Annotated in this window: 18 protein-coding genes; 9 read left to right on the top strand and 9 right to left on the bottom strand. The window is 74.3% G+C overall.

Translation table 11 applies throughout. The annotated features are described in order from the left end of the window. The first annotated feature begins 23 nt into the window (after positions 1-23). Positions 24-998 carry a hydroxymethylbilane synthase gene (hemC, locus tag DNK56_RS18395; RefSeq protein ID WP_241989991.1) on the top strand — a complete coding sequence of 325 codons (975 nt, stop codon included), beginning with the start codon at positions 24-26 and terminating at the stop codon, positions 996-998. Here the strand turns inward: hemC and DNK56_RS18390 are convergent. From DNK56_RS18390 to DNK56_RS18380, 3 genes are all read right to left on the bottom strand, one after another. Further along, positions 985-1,914, bottom strand: coding sequence for a hypothetical protein (locus DNK56_RS18390; RefSeq protein WP_158564898.1), 930 nt, complete (start codon positions 1,912-1,914; stop codon positions 985-987). The two genes, hemC and DNK56_RS18390, sit on opposite strands and share 14 nt — an antisense overlap. Positions 1,915-1,997: 83 nt before the next feature. Then, positions 1,998-2,351 (bottom strand): DUF7848 domain-containing protein, encoded by a 354-nt coding sequence (locus DNK56_RS18385; protein WP_241989990.1) that lies wholly within the window; start codon positions 2,349-2,351, stop codon positions 1,998-2,000. Beyond that, a complete protein-coding gene (locus DNK56_RS18380; RefSeq protein ID WP_111336114.1) occupies positions 2,348-2,587 on the bottom strand; it encodes a hypothetical protein in 240 nt (79 codons plus the stop codon). Before DNK56_RS18380 ends, DNK56_RS18385 begins: the two co-directional genes overlap by 4 nt. Before the next feature lie 93 nt (positions 2,588-2,680). Between DNK56_RS18380 and DNK56_RS18375 the strand changes: the two genes are divergently transcribed. After that, complete coding sequence (locus DNK56_RS18375; protein WP_241989989.1) at positions 2,681-3,577, top strand: helix-turn-helix domain-containing protein; 897 nt, start codon at positions 2,681-2,683, stop codon at positions 3,575-3,577. Beyond that, complete coding sequence (locus DNK56_RS18370; protein WP_111336109.1) at positions 3,561-3,779, top strand: DUF397 domain-containing protein; 219 nt, start codon at positions 3,561-3,563, stop codon at positions 3,777-3,779. The genes DNK56_RS18375 and DNK56_RS18370 overlap by 17 nt, the downstream gene beginning before the upstream one ends. Before the next feature lie 13 nt (positions 3,780-3,792). Here the strand turns inward: DNK56_RS18370 and DNK56_RS18365 are convergent, their stop codons facing one another. The 4 genes from DNK56_RS18365 to DNK56_RS18350 form a co-directional block, all read right to left on the bottom strand. Continuing rightward, positions 3,793-5,427: a sensor histidine kinase gene (locus DNK56_RS18365; protein WP_241989988.1), complete on the bottom strand. Its 1,635-nt coding sequence runs from the start codon at positions 5,425-5,427 to the stop codon at positions 3,793-3,795. Continuing rightward, positions 5,420-6,160, bottom strand: a complete 741-nt coding sequence (locus DNK56_RS18360) for a response regulator transcription factor (RefSeq protein ID WP_111336103.1) — start codon at positions 6,158-6,160, stop codon at positions 5,420-5,422. The genes DNK56_RS18365 and DNK56_RS18360 overlap by 8 nt, the downstream gene beginning before the upstream one ends. A 98-nt stretch (positions 6,161-6,258) precedes the next feature. Further along, complete coding sequence (locus tag DNK56_RS18355) at positions 6,259-7,134, bottom strand: amidohydrolase family protein (RefSeq protein ID WP_199564800.1); 876 nt, start codon at positions 7,132-7,134, stop codon at positions 6,259-6,261. A 13-nt stretch (positions 7,135-7,147) separates the two neighbouring features. Beyond that, complete coding sequence (locus DNK56_RS18350; RefSeq protein WP_111336099.1) at positions 7,148-8,074, bottom strand: DUF2797 domain-containing protein; 927 nt, start codon at positions 8,072-8,074, stop codon at positions 7,148-7,150. Positions 8,075-8,157: 83 nt separating this feature from the next. Here DNK56_RS18350 and sigJ point away from each other — a divergent pair, with 83 nt between their 5' ends. Both sigJ and DNK56_RS18340 read left to right on the top strand, forming a co-directional pair. After that, complete coding sequence (sigJ, locus tag DNK56_RS18345; RefSeq protein ID WP_111336097.1) at positions 8,158-9,102, top strand: RNA polymerase sigma factor SigJ; 945 nt, start codon at positions 8,158-8,160, stop codon at positions 9,100-9,102. Between the two features lie 167 nt (positions 9,103-9,269). Beyond that, entirely contained in the window at positions 9,270-10,469 is a 1,200-nt protein-coding gene (locus DNK56_RS18340; RefSeq protein ID WP_111336095.1) for an NAD(P)/FAD-dependent oxidoreductase, read from the top strand. Positions 10,470-10,479: 10 nt separating this feature from the next. On the opposite strand, the gene DNK56_RS18335 is transcribed toward DNK56_RS18340, so the two are convergent. Together DNK56_RS18335 and DNK56_RS18330 are read right to left on the bottom strand one after the other, a co-directional pair. After that, positions 10,480-11,436, bottom strand: coding sequence for an AIR synthase-related protein (locus tag DNK56_RS18335; protein WP_241989987.1), 957 nt, complete (start codon positions 11,434-11,436; stop codon positions 10,480-10,482). 65 nt (positions 11,437-11,501) lie between these two features. Then, the gene (locus DNK56_RS18330) at positions 11,502-12,884 is read right to left on the bottom strand and encodes an MFS transporter (protein ID WP_111336091.1); all 1,383 of its coding nucleotides are present in this window, start codon (positions 12,882-12,884) and stop codon (positions 11,502-11,504) included. A gap of 229 nt (positions 12,885-13,113) precedes the next feature. Between DNK56_RS18330 and DNK56_RS18325 the strand changes: the two genes are divergently transcribed. From DNK56_RS18325 to DNK56_RS18310, 4 genes are read left to right on the top strand one after another with little or no spacing between them, the layout of a single operon-like run. Beyond that, a complete protein-coding gene (locus tag DNK56_RS18325) occupies positions 13,114-14,145 on the top strand; it encodes an AfsA-related hotdog domain-containing protein (protein WP_111336089.1) in 1,032 nt (343 codons plus the stop codon). A 3-nt stretch (positions 14,146-14,148) separates the two neighbouring features. Next, the gene (locus DNK56_RS18320; protein WP_111336087.1) at positions 14,149-16,593 is read left to right on the top strand and encodes an AfsR/SARP family transcriptional regulator; all 2,445 of its coding nucleotides are present in this window, start codon (positions 14,149-14,151) and stop codon (positions 16,591-16,593) included. Then, on the top strand, positions 16,584-18,824 hold the full coding sequence (locus DNK56_RS18315; protein WP_111336085.1) for an ATP-binding protein: 2,241 nt from the start codon (positions 16,584-16,586) through the stop codon (positions 18,822-18,824). Before DNK56_RS18320 ends, DNK56_RS18315 begins: the two co-directional genes overlap by 10 nt. After that, a complete protein-coding gene (locus DNK56_RS18310; protein WP_111339382.1) occupies positions 18,821-20,509 on the top strand; it encodes an AMP-binding protein in 1,689 nt (562 codons plus the stop codon). The genes DNK56_RS18315 and DNK56_RS18310 overlap by 4 nt, the downstream gene beginning before the upstream one ends.

The raw sequence follows: 20,509 nt of genomic DNA, 5'->3' as shown, positions 1-20,509 counted from the left end.
CGCATTGTTTTGACGGTCTTACGATGAGGACCGAACAGGGCCTGAATCCCGAGGAGCTGGACCGAATGGGCGACGTGATCCGTGTTGGTTCCCGAGCGAGCAAGCTGGCCCGTACACAGGTCACGGAGTGGCTTGCGCCGCTCGCCGGAAGGCTTCCGGATGTCACGTTCAAGCGGGAAGTCATCCTCGAAGGCGGAGATCAGGACCGGGTGACTCCCACCCTTGCCGAGGTCGCGAGAACGGCTGGCGGAAGCGCCTTCTCCACGAACCAGGAAGCGGCCCTCGTCGCCGGGCATGTTGATGTGATCGTGCATTCACTCAAGGACCTGCCGACTTCCGTGCACTCGGGCACCCGTCTGCTGACGACACCCGGCCCCCGCCAGGACGTCCGCGACGTGCTGTGCGGATCGACACTCGCAGGACTACGGAAGGGCGCGCGAGTCGGAACCGGAGCCCCGCGCCGGATCGCTCAGCTCCGCGCCCTGCGACCGGATCTGGACGTAGTGCCGATTCGAGGAAACGTTCCCGGCCGGCTTGCCCGAGCGACCAAGGGGGGCTTGGACGCCGTTGTTCTCGCAGCGGCGGGTTTGAACCGACTCGGTCTGATGCCCGAGATCCGCGAGATCCTCGACCCCTCTGTCTTTCCCCCGTCGCCCGGTCAAGGCGCCCTCGGCATCCAGGTACGAGCCGGCTCCCCGGCTGCCGCACTTCTGAACGACACCGGAACCCCTGCGGTCGATGTCTGCGTACGAGCTGAGCGATCCCTGCTGGCGGAACTGCACGGTGGCTGCTCGGTTCCGGTGGGGGCCTGGGCCCACATCGGAAGCAGTGGGGTTCTGCGCTTGTCCGCCGCCGTAACCTCACTGGACGGGACGCAACACGTCACGGCAGCCGGGGCGGGCCCGACCGACGCCCCCGAGAAGCTGGGGGCTTCTGTCGCTGCGGAACTCCTCTCGCAAGGAGCAGCGGACATCCTGGCGGCGATCAGGAACCCCTGAGCACGCGGGCGATCTCAAGCGCACCGTACGTGATGATGCGGGCCGCACCCGCCCGTTTGAGCACGGTGCACGCCTCGACCAGCCCCGTCACATCCCGCCCGCCGTCGTCCCGGGTGTCGGTCAGACGCAAGTACTCCCCCGACACGGAGAAAGGCACCAGAGGCACTGGAACCTTGTTCCTGAGACGGACGAGCGTGTCAACGGTGTGCAGGGCCGGCTCAGTGAGAATCATGTCCGCCCCTTCGTCAGCCATCTCCCGCGCCACGTGCACAGCCTGCTCCGGCCGCCCGGGCGCGATCTGGAACAAGCGGGCGCCCGAGCGCGGGGCGGCTCCCATCGATTGCCGGTAGCCCTCATACAGGGATGACGCGAAGATCAAGTGCGGCATGACGGCCACATCCCCATGCCCCGCACCGTCGAGAGCTTCGCGAACGGCGCGCACCGAGCCGGGAATCATGGCCGCCGGGCCCACGATGTCCGCTCCGGCATCGGCCTGCATGACTGCCTGAGCGGCCAGGGTCGCGATCGTCCGGGGCAGGTCCATGCCGCCTTGGTCACTCGCGAGCCAGCACTCACCCGAGTCGTTGTGCGAGCAGACGCAGGTCTCCGTGATGACCAGCAGATTCGATGCCGCCCTCTTCGCCGCATTGATGGAGCGGGCCATCAGGCTCGTCGCACACGCGGCCTGGGATGCGCAGGCGTCCCTGGACCCGGACCCTGCGAAGATTTTCACCGACTTCACTCCGAGAGAGACCAAGGCCTGCACGGCCTCGGGCAGCTCACCGACGGTCAGTGTGGGCATGGGCCGGGCCCTTGTGTCGTCGTCCTCCCGCATGAGAAAGACCATGGACAGATCCGCAGGCACGAGCCCGGGAGTGTTGAGGTAGCTCTGAACAGCTAAGCGCTGAAGGGGCATTACATCTCCTTTGAGAACAGAGAGGGCAGCCGAGTCGAGATTGTGGAACGTCCGCCTCGACCACTCGGTCCAGAGACATCGGCTCACAGGTAGAGCTGTCGTTCGCACTCCCGGCAGTACGTCGTACCGGCGCGCTTCTCGGTCTTGCGGTGCTCGCATGGAGCGGATACCGGCAGTACGGCCTTCTCCCGCACGACCACGCCTGCCGGGGGCCTCATCACCGCGTAGTCGCCAAAGTTGCGGCGGTAGCGCCGATGCCCTGTCTCCTGGGCATGGCGCCACTGCCACTCCTCCACCAGTTCCGGGCAGTTGTACGTGATAGAGCACGCACCGCACTCCACCTCGTCCCCGGACACACAGCACGCCGCGTACTCCGGTTCGGCCACGGGGTCCTGCTCGATGGTGAACGGAACGTAGCGGAAGGTTCGTCGGCTCACTGTGGCTCCCGCCGGTCGAGCCATACGACGGCAGCCAGCGCACGGGCCGTCTCCACGTTGCAGCGGCCGAGTTCGATCAACGCAAGCGGGTCGGGTCCGACGCACGAGACGACGTCGAGGCCGAGCGACGGCAATTTCACGCCCGCCGCACCGAGTGCGTCACGCAACTCGCCACAGGCGAGCTCCGCTTCTTTGACCTTGTCACGTGCTGCCTGTGGTGCGCGTTCTGTGTCCATTGTCAGCTCCGATCCTTGGCTGTAATGCCCTCGTGAGGCCGATGACTTCACCGTCACCACCATGACCAAAGAAACGAACCAGGTATACGGAACGTGCGTAACCAAATACCCTTAGTGGACAGACTCTTGAGAGGCAGCCATGCAATGGAGTTGGAGCCGGAAGAGGACGCAATGCCCGCGTCGCCTGCTGGGATGCTGGCGGCCCGTGCGGGCCGCGCACGAGCTCAGCGGGGACTCTCCCTACGCGCCCTCGCTGAGAAGCTGGGCTACCCACACACCTACCTGAGCAGGGTCGAGCGAGGGGAGCAGCTTCCCTCAGAGGCGTTGGCAGATGCCCTCGACGAGTTCTACGGCACCGAAGGGCTGTTCGCCGAGCTACTTGTTGTGGCAGTAGCAGCAGAGGTCCCTGTGTACGGGCGGAAAGTACTGGAGGAGGAGAAACGGGCCGCGCGCATTCAGACGTTCAACAGCAGCGTTGTGCCAGGCCTGTTGCAGACAGAGAACTACGCGTCTGCCCTCTTCACCGAGTCAATGCCTGGTAAGGACGCCGAGCAAGTCGCGCTCCAGGTAGCCACTCGCTCACACCGGCGCGCGGTGCTGGACTCGTCCACACCCCCGCTCTACTGGGCCATCATGGACGAGGCAGCTCTACGTCGCCCGGTGGGCGGGCCGGCGGTCATGGCCGATCAGTTCAGACACATACTCGACGTGATCGAGAACAACAGCGCGGTCCGCGTGCAGGTACTGCCCTTCTCTTGTGGAGTACACCCCCTGTTGGGCGGTAGCTTGAGCCTGCTCACCCTTCGGGATGGCGTGACCTTCGCATATGTCGAGTCGTTCGCGTCCGGCACACCAGTGGACGCCCCCGCCGAGGTTCTGGAGTTGACCATGCTTCTGGACATTGCACGGTCGAAGGCCCTCGACAGCCGGGAGAGCGTGTCTCTGCTTCGCAAGTACCTGAAAGAGTATGAAGATGACATTGATTCCTGACGAGAACACGCCGTCTCCGGTCTGGGTGAAGAGCAGCTACAGCAACGGCCAGGGAGCCGAGTGCGTCGAATGGGCCCCAGCACACGCCGCAGCCACAGGCGAGTTCCTGGTCCGCGACAGCAAGTTGTCCAATGGACCGCACCTGGTCCTGTCCCGGCAGGGGTTCGCCGGGCTCGTGGAGTACGCCAAGCGCCTCGGGTGACCCGTTCACCCGACTACCCCTGTTTCCGGCCCTCGCCATGCGGTGGGGGCCAGCCGCTCCCCCGGGCGGCGGCGGGCAGCCGTATCGCGAACACCGTTTCGCCCGGTGCCGACCGCACCTGCGCCGTTCCGCCGTGGGCCGTCACCACCGCCCGCACGATGGCCAGGCCCAGGCCCGTGGAGCCGGCGTGGCGGGAGCGGGAGGCGTCGCCCCGGGTGAAGCGCTCGAAGATGTGCGGGACGAGGTCCGCGGGGATGCCGGGGCCGTCGTCCTGGATCTCCACCGTGACCCAGGGCAGGTTCGGACCGGCCAGGACGCGGGCCGTGACCGTGGTGCCGGGCGGGGTGTGCGAGCGGGCGTTGGCCAGCAGGTTGACCAGCACCTGATGGATGCGGGTGGCGTCGGCGCGGACCATGGCGGGGGTGTCGGGCAGATCGAGCCGCCAGTGCCGGGCCGGGGCGGGGGCGGAGGGGCCGGTGTCGGTGGCGCCGGTGGTCGCGGGGCCGGGGCCGGCGGCTGCGGTGGTGTCCGCCGCGCGGGCGTCGCTCAGCGCGTCCACGACGAGCGGCGAGAGATCGGTGGTCCCGTACGAGAGCGGCCGGCCGGCGTCCAGGCGGGCCAGCAGGAGCAGGTCCTCGACCATGCCCGTCATGCGCCGCGCCTCGGACTCGATGCGGCCGAGGGCGTGCCGGGTGTCCGGACCGGTCTCCTCGCCGCCGCGCCGGGTGAGTTCGGCGTAGCCGCGGATCGAGGCCAGCGGGGTGCGCAGTTCGTGGCTGGCGTCCGCGACGAACCGGCGCACCCGTGTCTCGCTGCGCTGCCGCGCGTCCAGGGCGGAGCCGACGTGGCCCAGCATCCGGTTGAGCGCGGCGCCGACCTGGCCGACCTCCGTGCGCGGGTCCGCCTCGGCGTCCGGGACGCGTTCCAGGAGGGCGACCTCACCGCTGTGCAGGGGCAGTTCGGAGACCCTGGTCGCGGTGGCGGCGACCCGGCGCAGCGGGCGCAGGGCGACCCCGACGATGACGGTGCCCGCGATCCCGGCGGCGACCAGCCCGGCGCCGGTCACACAGACCTCGACCAGGATCAGGGTGCTGAGCGCGCGGCTCACCTCGGCGGTGGGGATGCCGACGAGGACCGTGCCGCCGTCGTGGAGGGGTACCGCGCGGACCCGGTAGCCGCCCAGGCCGGGCAGCTCGACGTCGTGCGCGCGGCGGTCCGCCGTGACACCGGCCGCCGTCAGGGCGTCGCGCTGGGCGGCGGTGAGCGGTTCGGTGTTCTCGCCGGCGTCGAACCCGCCGTCCTTCACGACGGCCGAGTCCGCGATCCGGCCGTCCTCGACGAGCGCGCCGAACGTCCGCAGCGGCTGGCCGCCCATGCCGATGAACCCGAGCGGGTCGCGCTCCGGGACGACGACGGGGACGGCCGGGGCGCCCGGCGCCTTGAGCCCGCCCGGCTTCGGACCCGGCAGCCGCTCCGCCCGGACCGCGATGTCCCGCAGCTGGTCGTCCAGCTTCCCGTACAGATAGCTGTGGTAGGCGATCGCGGTCACCACGCCGATCACGGCGGCGACGACCGCGATCAGCGTCACCGCCGAGACCACGAGCCGGGTGCGCAGGGTCCACGGCCGCCGGCGCACTCCGCTACTCACCGGGCTTGATCAGGTACCCCGCCCCGCGCCGGGTGTGGATCATGGGTGTGCGGCCCGCGTCGATCTTCTTGCGCAGATAGGAGATGTACAGCTCGACCACGTTGGCCTGGCCGCCGAAGTCGTAGTTCCAGACCCGGTCCAGGATCTGCGCCTTGCTGAGCACCCGGCGCGGGTTGCGCATCAGGAACCGCAGCAGCTCGAACTCGGTCGCCGTCAGATGGATGCCCGTACCGCCCCGGCTCACCTCGTGGCTGTCCTCGTCGAGCACCAGATCGCCCACGACGAGCCGCGACTCGCTGCGCGCCGTCGCCGTGGCCGAGCGGCGGATCAGCCCGCGCAGCCGGGCCACGACCTCCTCCAGGCTGAACGGCTTGGTGACGTAGTCGTCGCCGCCCGCCGTGAGCCCGGCGATCCGGTCCTCCACGGAGTCCCGCGCGGTCAGGAACAGCACCGGCACGTCGGACAGCTCCCGGCGCAGCCGGCCGAGGACGGCGAGTCCGTCCACGTCGGGCAGCATCACGTCGAGGATCACCGCGTCCGGCCGGAACTCGCGGGCCGCCCGCACGGCACCGGCCCCGTCCCCGGCGCTGCGCACCTCCCAGCCCTCGTAGCGGAGCGCCATCGACAGCAGCTCCGTGAGCGAAGCCTCGTCGTCCACGACCAGGACCCGTACGGGGGTACGGTCCGGCCTGAGCAGTTCGGTACGCCCCAGGGGCGAGGTCGTCGTCGTCATGACCCACAGCCTCGAAGACGGCTCTGAGAGAGTTCTTTCCCGTTTCTGTGAATTCCCTGAGAAAGCGGCGCCCCGGCTCTCCGACGCTCTCCGGTTCCTCAGAGGCCGAACAGCGCCTTCGCGTTGTCGTGGCAGACCGCCCGCAGCCAGTCGTCGCCGAGGCCCAGCCGCTCCAGCGCCTCCAGTTGATGGGCGTACGGGTACGGGATGTTCGGGAAGTCCGTGCCCAGCAGGACGCGGTCGCCGAGGTCCGCCAGCCGGGGGAGCTCCGCCTTCGGGAACGGCATGAAGTCCTCGGTGAAGTCGGTGAACGCCATCGTGGTGTCCAGCCGCACCCCGGAATACCTCTCCGCGAGCGTCAGGAACTCCGCGTACTCCGGCATGCCCAGGTGCGCCACGATCAGCGGCAGCCGGGGATGGCGGGCCAGGACGCGGGCGATGGGGTCCGGGCCGGTGTGCCTGCCGGGCGCCGGGCCGGAGCCGCAGTGCGTCACGACCGGCACGCCCGCCTCCGCGAGCAGCCCCCAGACCGGGTCGAGCAGCGGGTCGTTCGGGTCGTAGCCGCCGACCTGGAGGTGCGCCTTGAAGACGCGGGCCCCCGCCTCGACGGCCTCCCGGACATAGCGCTCCGCGTCCGGTTCGGGGAAGAACGTCGCCGTGTGCAGGCAGTCGGGGGTCCGGGCGGCGAACTCCGCCGACCAGCCGTTCAGCCAGGCCGCCATGGCCGGCTTGTGCGGATAGAGCATCGACGTGAAGCGCAGCACCCCGAACGAGCGGAGCAGGGCGAGCCGTTCCTCCTCCTTGTGCCGGTAGGTGATCGGCCACTCCATACCGGTGAGCGGCCCCGCCGAGTCGAAGTACGCCCAGACCTTGCGCAGCACCCGCTCCGGCATGAAGTGCGTGTGTACGTCGATGAGGCCGGGCAGCCCGAGCCGCTGCCGGAACCTCACTACGTCGTCGCGTTCGTCGCCCATGCGTCCGACCATGTCAGAACAGCCCGTCCTGCGCCCCGCCGCCCCCCACCGCGACGGCCGGCAGGCTCACCCCGGTGGTGCCCGCGCCGGCCGCCGCCAGCGACCAGCCGCTCATCAGCCGGGTGTCGAGGACGAGGAGGCCCTGCGCGCCCGTGTCCAGATGCAGGTCGGGCCCGGCCGCCGCGACCAGCCGCCCCACGACCGCGCCCCCGTCCACGAGCCCGGTCACGGCCCGGACCGGACGCGGCGGCCCCGGAGCCGCGCCGGTCCCGGCCCGCGCGCCCGCAGCCACCGCCAGGCCGAAGATCCCCGCGTGGTCCACCGGAGCGCACGGCAGGCGTTCCAGCGCCTCCGGCCAGGCCCCGCCGCCCTCCAGGGCCACCACCCGCCCGTACAGCTCCGTCACCTCGGCGGCCCTCACCACCGGGTCCGGCAGCTCCGCCCGCACCGCCCGCTTGCGCGCGTACGGAATGCGGTCCGGGACGCCGAGCGCCGCCCGCAGCACCTCCTCCGCCCGGCGCGCCGCCATCAGCGGGCCGCGCCCCAGCCAGCTGAAGACCACCGCCCCCTGCTCCCGCAGCCGGGCCGCGCCGCGCTCCTCGGCGGTGATCCCGACCTTCACCAGGCCGGGCCTGAACCACGCCAGATACACCCGGTACGTGCGGGGGTCGTCCGGGATCGTGTCGGCGGCCACCGAGTGCGCCCGGTCGAGCCGCCCGCACTCCGCGCAGCGCCCGCCCGTGCTCCCGGCCGGGATCACCGCGGCCACCGGGCACGCGTTGCCCCGGGCCCCGGAGCAGCGCCGCTCACCGGTCGCCCGGAAGCCGAACTCCGTCCCGTACGCCAGGGCGCTCGCCCGGCTCCGGTTCCCCTTGCGCCAGCCGAGCGCGGGGCCCCCGGCATCCTCGGGCCAGCGGAGGCCGGTGCACTGCCAATCCATGCGGGCACCCTACGGGCGGCCACCGACATCGAGGAGATCGCCGGAGCCCGGCGTGCTCCGGGGGAAGGCCCTAGGATTCCCGCATGGACCTGACCGTGCAGGACGTGGACCGGTTCGAGGCGTCCAGGCGCCGCCTTGAGGCCATCGCCTACCGTCTCCTCGGTTCGGCGACCGAGGCCGAGGACGCCGTACAGGACACCTTCCTGCGCTGGCAGGCCGCCGACACCGAGCGGATCGAGGTCCCCGAGGCCTGGCTGACCAAGGTCCTCACCAACCTCTGCCTCAACCAGCTGACCTCCGCCCGCGCCCGGCGCGAGACCTATGTGGGCGCCTGGCTGCCCGAGCCGCTGCTCGCCGGGGACTCCATGCTGGGCCCCGCCGACACGGCCGAGCAGCGCGAGTCCGTCTCGTACGCCGTGCTCACGCTCATGGAGCGGCTGACGCCCGGCGAGCGGGCGGTCTACGTGCTGCGCGAGGCGTTCGGCTATCCGCACCGGGAGATCGCGGAGATCCTGGACCTCGGCGAATCCGCCGTCCAGCAGATCTACCACCGGGCGAAGAAGCACATCGCCGACGGCCGGACCCGCGCCGAGGTGGACGAGGCCGCCGCCCGCCGGATCATCGAGGAGTTCCTGCTCGCCGCCGCCGGCGGCCGTACCGAACCGCTGGTCGAACTGCTGACCTCGGACGCGATCTCCATCGGGGACGGCGGCGGGAAGGTGCCGGCCGGCACCAAGCCGTTCCTGGGGGCGAAGGCCGTCGCGACGTTCATGCGCGGTCTGCTCAAGCCGGGCAAGGCGAAGACCGCGCTCACCGGCGGCTCCGTCGAGCTGCATCTGACGAATGCCAACGGCTCCACGGCCGTCATCGCGGTCGCCGGGGACCGGGTTATCGGCGTCATGGCCATCGAGGTCACCGCCGAGGGCATCGCCTCCTTCCGCAACCAGGTCAACCCGGACAAGCTGGAGCGCGTGACGCGGCGCTGGGCGGCCATGGAACACGGAAAGCCGCTGCTCATGGCCTACTGAGCAGCCGGTGACGCACGTCACAACCCTCACCTGTCAGGAATGCGCGGGCTGCTCGGTTCAAGGGGCGCACCACCCCAACGGGTCGTTTCACGTGAAACACCGGCATCGAGCCGTTTCACGTGAAACGTCCCGGCCAGGACGGACCCGTGCGAGACAGGAGCAGGCACATGCAGCAGCACCGCATCATCGTCCTCGGAGCCGGTTACACCGGAGCGATCGCGGCGGGCCGCGTCGCCAAGCGGCTGCGCCGGGAGGACGTCAGCGTCACCCTCGTCAACGCGGAGCCCGACTTCGTCGAGCGCGTCCGCATGCACCAGCTCGCGGCCGGCCAAGACCTCACCCCCCGCCCCTTCTCCGAGATGTTCGCGGGCACGGGCGTGGAGCTGAGGATCGGCCGGGTCACCGCCGTGGACGTCGAGCGCAAGGCCGTCACCGTCCAGGGTGCGGAGGGCCAGGAGGAGTTGGCGTACGACACCCTCGTCTACGCCCTCGGCAGTGCCTGGAACACCCAGGGCGTCCCGGGTTCCGCCGAGTACGCCCACGAGATCGCCGGCCGCCCCGGTGCGCTCCGGCTGCGCGACCGGCTGGCCGATCTGGCGCCCGGCCGGCCCGTGGTCGTCGTCGGCGGCGGGCTGACCGGCCTGGAGGCGGCGACCGAGTTCGCGGAGGCCCGCCCGGACCTCGACATCGCCCTTGCCGTGCGCGGCGGGCTCGGCGACTGGCTCTCGGACACCGGCCGCCGGCACCTCCGCAAGGTGGTCGACCGGCTGGGCATCACCGTCCACGAGCACACTCCGGTGGTGGAGGTCGGGGCCGGATACGTCACCACGGCCGGGGGCACATCCCTCCCGGCGGAGGTCACCGTCTGGACCACCGGCTTCGCGGTCCACCCGCTGGCAGCCGCCACCGCCCTGGAGACCGGCGAGAACGGGCAGATCGTGGTGGACGCGACCATGCGGTCGGTCTCGCACCCCGATGTGTACGCGATCGGGGACGCGGCCCTCGTCGCGGGCCCCGGCGACAAGCCGCTGCGGATGTCCTGCGCCTCGGGCGTCCCCACCGCCTGGCAGGCGGCCGACGCGATCGCGGCCCGCCTCACCGGCACCAAGATCCCGTCCACCGCGCCGCGTTACTTCAACCAGTGCATCTCGCTGGGCCGCAAGGACGGGCTGATCCAGTACGTCACGGCCGACGACCGCGCGGTCCGGGCGGCCCTGCGGGGACGGCTCGCCGCCCTTTACAAGGAGCTGGTCTGCAAGGGTGCCGCCTGGGGCGTGGCGAACCCGACCGCCGGGCTGCCGGTCCGCCGCCGCCCGGTCGCGGCTCAGCACCTCCGGACCGCGCCGGTGGCCGCCGAGCAGCGGTGAGCGAAGCCTGTCAGAGGAGGCGCTCCGGGAGCGGCCCCGCGCTCGGTGTCCGGGCGCGGGGGCCGTCCGGGGCGAGGTACTCGACATCGCCCGGCAGGTCCGCCGTCACCTCGCCGACCACGGCCGCCTGACGGCCTTCGGGGCGGGCGCGGAGGGCGGCGAGCACCGCATCGGCGCGGTCCGCCGGGGCGAACAGGCACAGGCAGCCCGCGCAGGCCGCGTCCAGCGGCGCGAGCCCCCGTGTCGCCAGGGCCACCCGCGCCTCGTAGCGCACCGGCAGCGCGGCCTCCTCGACCCGCAGGGTCAGGCCGGAGGCGGCGGCACTCAGGCGCAGCACCTCCGCGAGGCCCCCGGCGGCCACCGGGCGGGCGTGGTGGAGGTCGGCGCGGACCTCGCCCAGGAGGCCGGTGAGGGGGGCGCAGTCGCTGGGCACGTGGTGCTCGTAGCCGAGGCCGTCGCGCAGGGAGACCAGATGGGCGGCGTGGTCGCCGAGCGGCCCGGTCACCAGCACCCGGTCGCCGGGGCGGATGCGGTCCGGGCCGAGCGGGGGCCCCGCGCGCTCCCCGAAGGCGGTGGCCGTGACATAGACCCGGTCGGCCTCCCCGGCGCGCACGATCTGGGTGTCCACGGCGGTGACGGCGACCCCGGCCTCGGCGGCGGCCTCGCGGATCGAGGCGGTCAGCCGGTGGACCAGGCCGAGCGGCAGCCCGGCCTCCAGCACGATGCCGAGGGCCAGATGGCGGGGGTCGGCCCCGGTGGCCGCGAGATCGTTGACCGCACCGCAGACGGCGACCCGGCCGATGTCCCCGTTGCCGAAGAACGGCGGGTCGACGACGTACGTACCGGCGCGCACGACGAGCCCGGACTCCGGCAGGACGGGCTCCGGGGCGAGGGCCCGGCCGATCAGCTCACGCACCTGCGGCCCGAAGCCGACCTGCGCGGTGTACCGGTCCCGTGTGTACGTCACGAAAGCCACCCCCCGATGCGTGCGTCACGACCCTGCACATCATGCTGCGGGCGCCGGGGCCGCGCCTACCCGTGTCGTGGGTAGGGGGTGCTTGAGGGGCGGTCGTACGCGCGCAGCAGCAGGGCCGCCGCGATCGCGGCCAGGGCGGGGAGGGCGCCGAAGCCGGCCAGGATGCCGGCGCGGGCGGTGGCGGACTGCGCGGCGGCGTCGCCCGTGCCGGAGGAGACATAGCCGGTGAGCTGGAGGACCAGGCCGTACAGGAACGGGCCCGCCGCCACGCCCAGGCCCTCGGCGGTGGAGAACACGCCGGAGAGCACGCCCCCCTGGCGGCGTCCGGTGTCGGCGGTGTCGCGGGCGATGCAGTCCGGCAGCATCGCGTACAGGAAGAGCAGCTGGCCCGCGTGGCCGGTGCCCGCCAGGGCCATCGTGACCAGGACCGCGCCCTGCGGCAGCAGCGGCGAGGCCAGGAAGAGCAGGCAGCCCGCCGTGAACAGGGCGGTGGCCAGGGCGTAGCCCCGCGGTCCGCGCAGCCGGGACCACAGCGGCATGGTCAGCAGGTTCGGCGCGACGAACGCCGCCACGAGCGGGCCGACCCCGGCGGAGTCGTGCAGCACATGGTCGGCGAAGTACGGGGCGCCCGCGAGCAGCACCCCGGTCGCGACGGACTGGAGCACCACACAGCGCAGCAGAGCCATGAAGGGCGGATTGGCGCGGGCGGCGGCGAACTGCGCGCGCGGGGAGGGCTGGGCGGCGCGCTTCGCCGTACGGGCGCCGCCCTCCCGCGCACCGGCCGTTCCGGCGAACACCCACAGCGCGCCGATGCCCACCACGACCGCGCCGAACACGCCCGCCCAGCGGTGACCCGGCAGACCGCCGCCGCCCGCGTCCACCAGGGCGGGGGCGGCGGCCCCCGTCGCCAGGGCCGCCACGCCGATGACCGCGACCCGGCCCGCGACCAGGCGCAGCCGGTCCTCCTCGCGGTCCGCGAGTTCGGCGGGCATCGCGGCGTACGGGACCTGGAAGAAGGCGAAGGCCGTCGCGGTGAGGAGATAGCCGGCGGCGGTGAACCAGGCACCGGCCGTGCCGGGCAGCGGGCCCGCGAAGGTCAGCGCGAAACCGAGCGCCATGACGAGCCCGGCCCCCAGCACGTACGGGCGCCGGGAGCCCCAGCGGGTCCGCGTACGGTCGCTGGCGCGGCCCACGAACGGGTTGAGGACGACGTCCCACGCCTTCGGCAGGAAGACGACCGCGCCGGCCAGCGCGGCGCCGACGCCGAGCGTGTCGGTGAGGTACGGCAGCAGCAGAAGACCCGGCAGCGTGGTGAACGTGCCCGTGACCAGCGAACCCGAGGCATAGCCGAACCGCACCCGGCGGGTGGGCCCCCCGGCGCGCGCGGGCGCGGAAACGGGCGGGGCGGAACGGTCGCCGCCGGTGTCGGTGATGGCCATCGCGGTGCCTCCTCGAAAAGCCCCGCCGAGGGAACGGGGGAGGTCCCTCGGCGGAGCAGTCGGGCACAGCATCACCGATGCGCCATGGACGCCGCTTAAGCGGCTGAGCCGGTCCGGGCCCGGCGCCGCCGCCCGTGCGCACCTTCCTGCCATGCATTTTGTGGCCACCGGGGACGGGTGGCCGGGTCCTGCCGGCGGCTCCACCATGTGCCGAGAGAAGGGGAGGGACATGACAGTCGACAACCGCACGACCTCGGCTCCCGCCATCCACGGACTGGCGGCAGCGGCCGCGGGGAGCGCGGGGGCCGCCCAGCACCTGATCCACCGCCCGGCCGCCCGGTCCTACTACGGTCTGGACGCGCCGAGTCTGGGCGAGGAGCACTTCACGCTCGTCGGCGACACCCCCGTGGCCCACCCGCTCTTCAACGACGGCCCCGGCCGCTTCCACGACCTCCAGATCGCCACCACGGGCGTGCGGGACGTCGGCGAACTCGTCGGCCACCGCTACTTCGGCGTGCCCGAGGACCGTCCCGGCCTCTTCTACCGCTTCTCGCTGGACCTGACCGACCTCTCCGCCTGGCGCACGGGCCCGGCCGGCGCGGGCGTGGTGATGGAGACCCGGCTCAGGGCCAGGCCCGCCAACGTGGTCGCCGAGGTGCCGCGCGGCCTGGACTTCCATCTGGACGTGCGGATCGACGGACGGCCGTGCGCCGCCGGGTCGGCCGGGATGGTCTTCCTGATGCCGAAGCTGTACCGCAAGCACGTCGCGCACGCCCGGCAGGCGATGCGCGCCGTGCCCGAGCTGAACGACGTCCCCGACGGCCCGCCCCGCCCGGCCGCCGCGGCCGAGGTGAGCCGGTGCGCCGGGGAGAACGTGGTGATCAGCGAGCCCGTGGACGCCTCGCGCGGCCGGATCAGCAGCTGGGTGCTGTCCGCCCCGGTGAGCCCGGTCTTCGATGTCACGGACGGGCGCCAGGAGGGGCAGTTCTCCGGGCTGCACCTGCTGGAGGCGCTGCGCCAGTGCTCGCTGCTCGCCACCGGCCGGGCGCACGGCCTGAACCCGGCGCGCAGCACCCTGGGCGCCTGCCAGGTGCACTTCCGGGGGCAGGCGGAACGCGCGCTGCCGCTGCGCTGCGTGGCGGTGGCCGGCCCGCTGGACCGGGACCCGGAGGGGCGTCCCTCGGTACCGGTGACCCTGACCCTGACCCAGCAGCGGTGGGCCGTCGCCGAGGCCCGCACCTGCGTGATCCAGGACTACTGAGCGATGGGCGAGGTGCGATTCGGCATCCTGGGCCCGCTGGAGGTCAGCGGCGGCGCTCCGGCGGCGGCCAAGCTCCGGGGCGTCCTCGGCACGCTGTTGGTCCGCGCCAACGAGGTCGTGTCGGTGGACAGCCTCATCGACGAGCTGTGGCCCGAATCCCCGCCGCGCACCGCCGCCACGACCCTCCAGGTGTACGTGTCGCATCTGCGCAAGGCCCTGGGCACCGCCGACCCGCACCACGGCCGCGCCATGCTGGTCACCCGGCGCCCCGGCTATCTGGCGCGGGTCACCCCGGACGAACTCGACAGCACCGCCTTCCTCGCGCTGTCCCGGCGCGGCCACCGGGCCCTGCGCGAGGGCGACTTCGCGGCCGCCGCCGACTTCCAGCGCCGGGCGCTCGCGCTGTGGCGGGGCCCGCTGCTCTCCGACATCCCGCACGGGCCGCTGCTCGAAGGCGCCGCCGTCCGCATGGACGAGGCCCGCACCACGGCGCTCGACGAGCGGGTCCGGGCCGAGCTGCACCTCGGCATGCACCGCGAACTCGTCCCCGAACTCCACGAGCTGGCGGCGGAGTACCCGCTGCGCGAGGAGTTCCACACGCATCTCATGGTGGCGCTGTACCGGTGCGGGCGGCAGGCCGAGGCGCTGCGGGTCTTCACGCTGCTGCGGCAGACCCTGGTGGACGAACTGGGCATCGAGCCGGGCCCCGAGTCGCGCCGGCTCCAGCGGCTCATCCTGGCCGGCGACCGGGAGCTGGCCCGCCCCGCACCGGACGCGCGCACCACGCGGGGAGCCGACCGCGCGCTGCCCCGCCCCGACCCGTCCTTCGCCGGGCGCACCGGCGAACTCGCCACGCTCGACCGGCTGCTGCGGGCGGCGGCCTCCGGCGGCGGGGGCGAGGTGATCGCCGTGACGGGCATGCCCGGCGTCGGCAAGACCGCGCTGGCCGTCGAGGCCGCGCACCGGGCCGCCGACGCGTACCCCGGCGGGCCGCGCCTGCTGGACGTGCGCGCCGCAGGGCGGCTCCCGTGCCCCGCCCCCGGAACGCTCCTGGTCGTGGACGGGGTGGCCGCCGAGGCCGACGTACAGCCGCTGCTGCCGCTCGGCTGCACGCTGCTGCTCACCGCCCGCCGCGTCCCGGCCGGTCTGCCGGGCCTGCGCACGGTGCTCCTGGGGCCGTGGCGGCCGGAGGAGACCCGCGGGCTGGCCCGGCTGTTCGGCGCGCACGACGCGGACGGGGACCACCGGGAGGATGCGCTCCGCGCCCAGGAGGCCGAGGAGATCGCCGCGCTGTGCGGGCGGCTGCCGCTCGCCGTGCGGGCCGCCGCCGCGCAGCTCGCCGCCCGGCCGCACTGGACGCCCGCCACGCTCCTGACCCGGCTGCGCGCCGAGGAGGGCCGGCTCGACGCGCTGCGCTGCGGCGACCTGGACGTACGGGCCCGGCTGCGCGCGGCGTACGAGGACTGCGACGACGAACGGCGCCGCCACTTCCGGCTGCTGTCCCTGCTGCCACCCGGCCCCTTCGACGCGGAGCGGGCCGCCGCCGCCCTCGGCACCGGCACGGCGCGGGCGCTCGCCGCCCTCGACACCCTCGCCGACGACCGGCTGGTGGAGGCGGACCGGGACGCGTGGCGGCTGCCGGAGCTGCTGCGGCTGCTCGCCGCCGAACGGCTGGCCGACGAGGAGGACCCGCAGACCGTCCGGGCCGCCGTGCGCCGCGTCTGCCTGGCGTACGCCCAGGACGCGGCCGATCCCCGGCGCACGGCCGGCCCGGACCCGGCGGCCCCGGCCCGGCTGGCCCGGACCGCCTACGACGCGGGCCTGTGGGAGCTGACCGTACGGCTGACGGACGGCCTCGCCCGGTGCGCGCGGCCGGACGCGGTCGCCGAGGAGGCGTCCTACGCGCTGGCCCTGGACGCGGCGCGGCGGTGCGCGGACCGGCCGGCCGAGGCGCGGATGCTGCGACGGCTCGCCGAACTCGCCTGGCGCTACCGGCGCTTCGCCCGCGCCCGCACCCTGCTCGGGCGGGCACTGGAGCGGGCCCGCGGCTGCGGGGACGCGGAGGAGACGGGCCAGGCGCTGGTGGGCCTGGCCGAACTCCTGCTGGACGGCGGCGCGACGGACGAGGCGGCACAGCTGCTGGGGCCGGTGCTCGACGCGCCCGCCGCCACCCGGGCCCGCTTCGACGCGGCACGGGTGCGGGCGCTGGTGGCGCTGGCCCAGGAGGGCCCGGAGGCGGCCCGGAACTGGTTCGGCACCTGTCTGACGCTGGCCGACGCGCTGGACGAGCCCGCGCTGCGGATGTACGCGCGGCGCTCGCTGCGGGCCCTGGACACCGGCGCGGGCGCCGGGTTCGCGGCCGTGGAAGTGCGGCCGGGGCTCTGGCGGATTCATCAGGGCGGCCCGTTCGCCGGGGCGCCGCGCAGGGTGGGGGAACCATGTCGGTGACAGGCGGCCCGGACACGGGGCTGATCGGCAGGGAGAGCGAGACGGCCGCCCTGCGGGAGCGCCTGCGCTCGCCCGGCGTACGGCTGATCACCCTCACCGGCCGCGCGGGCGTCGGCAAGACCCGCCTGGCCGGCGAGGCGGTACGCGAACCGGGCGACGCGTTCGCCCGCGTGGTGACGGTCGACGCGGCGGCGCCGCAGGCCCTGGCGGGGCTGCGCGAGACCGTGGTGGCGGCGGCTCCCGAGGACGCGGCCGGGCGCCGGGTCCTGCTGCTGCTCGACGGCTGCGACCACGAGGCGCGGGGGCCGGCGGCCGAGGCGGTCGTGGCGCTGGCCGGGGAGCCGGGCGTGGTGGTGCTGGCCACCGGCGTGGAACCGCTCGGGGTGTACGGGGAGCAGCTGCTGCCCCTCGGACCGCTGCCCGTCCCCGGCGACGAGTACGGCGACAAGTACGGCGACGGGAGCGGCGGCGACGGCGGGAGCCCGCACACCGTGGCGTCCGTGGCATCCGTGGCGCTGTTCACGCGGCGCGCCCGGGACGCCGACCCGTCGTTCGCGCTGACCCCGGAGAACGCGGCGGCCGTGGCGGAGATCTGCACCCTGCTCGACGGCCTTCCGCTCGCCCTGGAACTGGCCGCCCTACGCCTGCGGTTGCTGCCGCCGCATCTCCTCGCGGCCCGGCTGCGCGGCCGGACCACCGTCCTGGCGGGCGGCCCGGTCAACGCGCCCGCCCGGCACCGCTCGCTCGCCGCGCTCGCCGAGTGGAGCTGCCGCGGCCTGGACCCGGCGGCCCTGGCCCTGCTGGAGCGGCTCGCCGTGTACGAGCCCGGCTTCGGCACGGCCGCCGCCGGGCTCGACGACGAGGACGGCATGGACGCGCTGCTCGACCGGGGGCTGCTCACCGCGGTCGGCGAGGAGCGCGGCGAACTGCGCCTCGCGGTGCCCGAACCCGTACGGTCCCACGCCCGTGCCCGTGGGGCGGAGGCGGCTGACGCGCACGCGGAGCGCTACCGGCGGATGGCGGCGGCGGCCCTGCCGGGGCTCGGCGGCACCGGCCAGGACCGGCTGCTGCGGGAGGCGGCGGCCGAGGCGCCCAACGTCCTCGCGGCCCTGCGGCAGCTGCACGGGCGCGGCGACGCCGAGGCCGCGGCGGCCCTGGTGCTCGGCTGCCACCTGCCGTGGCTGGCGCAGGGCCGGCTGCGCGAGGGCCTGGAGTGGTGCGACACGGTCGCCGACGCCGGGCCGCTCCCGGAGGCGCCGCGGGCCCGGCTCACCGACCTGTCCGGCGTGTTCGCGCTCGCCCTGGGCGACCCGCAGGAGGCCGTACGCCGCCACCGGCGGGCCCTCGCGCTCGGCAAGGGCGTGGGCGACCGGCGGCAGAACGCCCTCGCCTCGCTCCGGCTCGGCACCGCCCTGCTGCGCACCGGCGACGCGACGGCGGCCCGCAGCGTCCTGGTCACCGCACACAGCGCGCTGTCCACGATGGGCGTCACCGGCGGCACCGCCGAGGCGGCCGTCGCGCTCGCCGCCGCCCTGTGCGCCGAGGGCGACCGGCGCAAGGGACGCGCCCTGCTGGCCGCGGCCGAGGAGACCTTCCGCCGCAGCCGCGACGGGCGCGGGCTCGCCGGGGCACTGCGGGCCCTGGCCGCGCTGGACCTGGAGGGCGACGAGCCGGAGCCGGCCGGAACCGCGCTGCGGGAGGCGCTGCGGCTGTACGAGGCGATCGACGAACGCACCGAACTCCCCGGCGCGCTGGAGGAGTCCGCGCTGCTGCTGCTCCGCACCCGGCCCGCGCAGCGCCCGCGCGCGGTGCGGCTGCTCGCGGCGGCCGACGTGCTGCGCAGGCGGACCGGCGCCGAGGTCCCGCAGGAGTGGCGCTCGCAGGCCGAGCGGGCCCGTACGGAGCTGGGCGCCCGGCTGGACTGGCCCGATTTCGCGACCGCCTGGGCGGAGGGGGCGCGGATGTCCCCCGCGACGGCGGTGGCCGAGGCGCTGTCCTCGCCCGGGCCGTCGCGGAGCCCGGTGGCCGGCGCGGCCGCCGAAGACCGGTCGCTGACGCCCCGCCAGGCGCAGGTGGCGCTCCTGGTCGCGGAGGGGCTGACCAACCGGCACATCGCGGCCCGGCTCGACATCTCCGAGTGGACGGTCGTCAACCACGTCCGCCAGGTGATGCGGCGCCTCGGCTGCACCTCGCGGGTCCAGGTGGCGGGGGCGGTGGGGCGGTGGGCATGACCCGCGGCACCGGCACCGCCGAGCGCCGGCTGCTGGAGCTGACCGCGCCCGACGACGTCGTCCGGCGGTTCCGGGCGGCCGGCTGGTGGCGGGAGGAGACCTTCCTGGACGATCTGCGCCGCACCGCGGCCACCTTCCCGCAGCGCCCCGCGATCGTCGCCGAGCGCGTGCTGCGGCCGGCCGGCGAACGCCGCGTCACCGTCACGTACGGGCAGCTCGCCCTGTACGTGGAGCGCTTCGCCACCGCGCTGGCCTCGCTGGGGGTGGCGCCGGGCGATCCGGTCGCCTACCAGCTGCCGAACTGGTGGGAGACGGCCGCGCTCACCCTCGCCTGCTGGCGGGCCGGGGCGGTCGCGGTGCCGGTGCTGCCGACCGTACGGGCCCACGGGCTGCGGCACATCCTGGACGGCACCCGCGCCCGCGTCTGCGTCGTCCCGGACGTCTGGGAGGGCTTCCCGCACGCCGAGGCGCTGGCCGCCCTCGCGCCCGAACTGCCGTGGCTGCGGCACCGCGTGGTGCTGGGGGACGCGGCGGCCACCGGGGCCGTCGACTTCGCGGCGTACTTCGCCCGCACCCCGCACGAACGGACCGCGGCCGGCCGGCGGCTGCGGCCGCTGCCGGGGCGCGCCGACCGGCCCGCGCTTCTCATCAGCGTGATGGGGCTGCGCGACGCGTACACCTCGGTGGTGCACTCCCCCGACACGCTGTACGCCAACATCGCCGCCCAGCGCCATCCGCGGGGGCCGGGGCGGCGGCCCGGCGAGGTCTTCCTGTCCACGCTGCCGCTGACCTCGCTCGCCTCGCTGATCTACACCGTGTGCTGGCCGCTCGCGGTCGGCGGCGCGGGCGTCTGGCAGGACGTGTGGGACCCCGGCGGCTGCCTGGACCTGATGGCGTACGCCGGGGTCGACCAGGTGTACGCGGAGCCCGCGTACTTCGCGGAGCTGCTGACCGCCCAGCGCCGCCGCCCCCGCCGCCTGGAACGGCTGCGGCTGGTCCTGTCCGGCGGCCGTACCAGCACCCCGGAGCCGCTGGCCGCCGAACTGCGCGAGGTGTTCGGGGTGCCGGTGCTGTCCGCGTGGGGGGCGCCGGAGCTGGGCATGGGCGCGCTGTCGGCGGCGCCCGGCGAGGCAGAGCTCCTGCGCGGCCTCGACGTACCGGCCGGGGACGGCACGGGCCCCGCCCCGCTGCGGGTGCGCGGCCCGTCGGTGGCGCTGGCGACCTGGCGGCACGGGGTCGCGGTGCCCGTCTCCACCTGGGAGGACGGCGACGGCTGGCTGGACACCGGGGACCTCGCGACGACGGACGCCGGGGGCGGCCTCCGGGTACGGGCGCGGGCGGGCACCCGGACCGGGGCCATCTTCATGGTGCCGGTCGCCGAGGTGGAGGAGGCCCTGCTGAGCCATCCCCGCGTGGCCGAGGCGGCGGTCGTCGCCTACACGGACCCGGAGCACGGCGAGCTGCCGTGCGCGGTGGTGGTCCCGGTCGCCCGGGACCGGCCGCCGGGCCCCGCCGAACTGCGCGAACACCTCACCGGGCGCGGCGTCGCCGAGGCGTTCCTGCCGACCCGGCTGGAGATCGTGGGCGCGCTGCCCCGCGACGAGGACGGCAGACTGCGGCGGACGGCGCTGCGCTCCTGGCTGCTGCGCGGCCGGCCGGGGGCCCCGCGCCCGGCACCCGCGTGA

Origin of the sequence: Streptomyces sp. AC1-42W, from assembly GCF_003248355.1 — a bacterium.
Lineage (GTDB): Bacteria > Actinomycetota > Actinomycetes > Streptomycetales > Streptomycetaceae > Streptomyces.
The sequence above is the reverse complement of the archived record's forward strand: the minus strand, read 5'-3'. Positions and strand labels throughout refer to the sequence as shown.